Source organism: Vibrio sp. 10N.222.46.A1, from assembly GCF_041473595.1.
Lineage (GTDB): Bacteria > Pseudomonadota > Gammaproteobacteria > Enterobacterales > Vibrionaceae > Vibrio > Vibrio tasmaniensis_A.
The window spans coordinates 1-1562 of the sequence record NZ_JBFRSN010001252.1 but is presented as its reverse complement, the minus strand read 5'-3'; the positions used below and the strand labels follow the sequence as shown (position 1 = coordinate 1562).

2 protein-coding genes are annotated in these 1562 nt (G+C 41.1%); one reads left to right on the top strand and one right to left on the bottom strand.

What is annotated here, in order from left to right; genetic code table 11:
• Positions 1 to 230: 230 nt before the first annotated feature.
• Positions 231 to 788: a DUF1439 domain-containing protein gene (locus tag AB4496_RS25695; protein ID WP_009847220.1), complete on the bottom strand. Its 558-nt coding sequence runs from the start codon at positions 786 to 788 to the stop codon at positions 231 to 233.
• 160 nt (positions 789 to 948) lie between these two features.
• Here AB4496_RS25695 and AB4496_RS25690 point away from each other — a divergent pair, with 160 nt between their 5' ends.
• Entirely contained in the window at positions 949 to 1335 is a 387-nt protein-coding gene (locus AB4496_RS25690; protein WP_009847221.1) for a thiol-disulfide oxidoreductase DCC family protein, read from the top strand.
• Positions 1336 to 1562: the final 227 nt, after the last annotated feature.

The window sequence follows — 1562 nt, the reverse complement described above, 5'->3', positions numbered from 1 at the left end:
TCATAGTTCGCTCACCTTTTCTTTCTTATGATTTGATGACTGAAGCGATGACTTGCTCACAAGAGTAAAGTAAAGGTGAGATACGCGGCTAATTCAATAAATAAGCCAGAGAAAACAAGCTGAATAGACAGTCTAAAAACAGAAATCTTACTGATTCAACACAAACAAAAATGGCCACCAAATCGGCAGCCATTGTGTTTTAAATCTGAGTCTAAGCTAAACGTGAAAGGTTAATCGAATAACTCGATGACCAGCTTGTTGTCTTTAATCACTAGATTGGGTTCCGATGACTTGATCAACGACTCTTGCACTTTATTGCTGTCGAGCTTGTAAACTGGAGACTGGGACAAAGCAAAACCAATCATAGAAACGGCAGGCTTAAGTAGTTTGGCAATCTCTGGCGAAAGCTGTTTATCTTTTTCTTCAAAGCGCTCTAAACGCAGTGATTTCAAATAAATCTCGCCGCTCTCTTTGTCGTATTCAGGAATCGCACTGAACTCGATATCCAAGTCCAACCCCATATTCGGCATATTGAACACCTGAACTTTTGCATTGGTGTTCGCTAAAACAGACACACGCTCGGTATCAGCTCTACCAATCTGCACCGCTAAATCATCAACAGCGACTTGCGCATACATAACGTTTTGCACACCGACTTCTTGTTCTAACATCACCGAATCTTGCAGGTAGTTCATCATTTCTTGCTCAGTCACGCTGTAGCTAACACAACCACTTAGCACCAGCACAGAAGCTGCCAAAATAAACTTTTTTGCTACGTTAATTATCATCAATACCAACTCTTTATCGTTAGTTATTAGCGCGGAATTTACCTTGTAATGGTACTGTAAAATAGTCGTCACAATTACAGTGTCGGATAACTGAGTAAAATGATCCACCTAGTTGGTGATTGCGTACAATTTAAAATTAGCAAAAATAGTTAGGGAAACAATGACTGCATTAACGATATTTTACGATGGCACCTGTCCACTTTGTGCAAAAGAGATGGCGGCACTGGCTAAATCTGATACCAAAAATCAGATTCAAACCATCGATATCTACAGTGAGGCGTTTACAGATTACCCGCAGATAGATGCAGAGGCAGCCAACACGATTTTGCATGCACTCGATGAGAATGGAAAACTGCTGCTGGGTTTGGACGTGACTTACCAAGCGTGGAAGCTGGTTGGTAAAGGTTGGCTTTATACCCCATTGCGCTGGGCGATATTTAGGCCAATGGCCGACTGGTGTTATCTGCGGTTTGCCAAGAACCGATACAAAGTCTCTTTCTGGCTAACTGGAAAGTCACGTTGCAACGGTAACAGCTGCACTAAATAGCTGTACTAAATTGCATTGGTATTAAGACATACCACTCGCGACTTTGTAATACACCACACCAAACAGCGCAGCAAAAACTAAAACGGTAACCGCGACTTTTAACCAAATAAACTTCATGTTTTGTCCTCTAAATTCTGTTTACTGTTTCGCGAGACAAGTTACCACAACAAAACATTCGGTTGGGTAATGATTTATAGAACTTTGTAGTCATACCAATCACAGTAAGT

Coding starts and splice junctions, on each gene's coding strand:
- AB4496_RS25690 (WP_009847221.1), top strand. CDS start 949: ATGACTGCATTAACGATATTTTACGATGGCACCTGTCCACTTTGTGCA.
- AB4496_RS25695 (WP_009847220.1), bottom strand. CDS start 788: ATGATAATTAACGTAGCAAAAAAGTTTATTTTGGCAGCTTCTGTGCTG.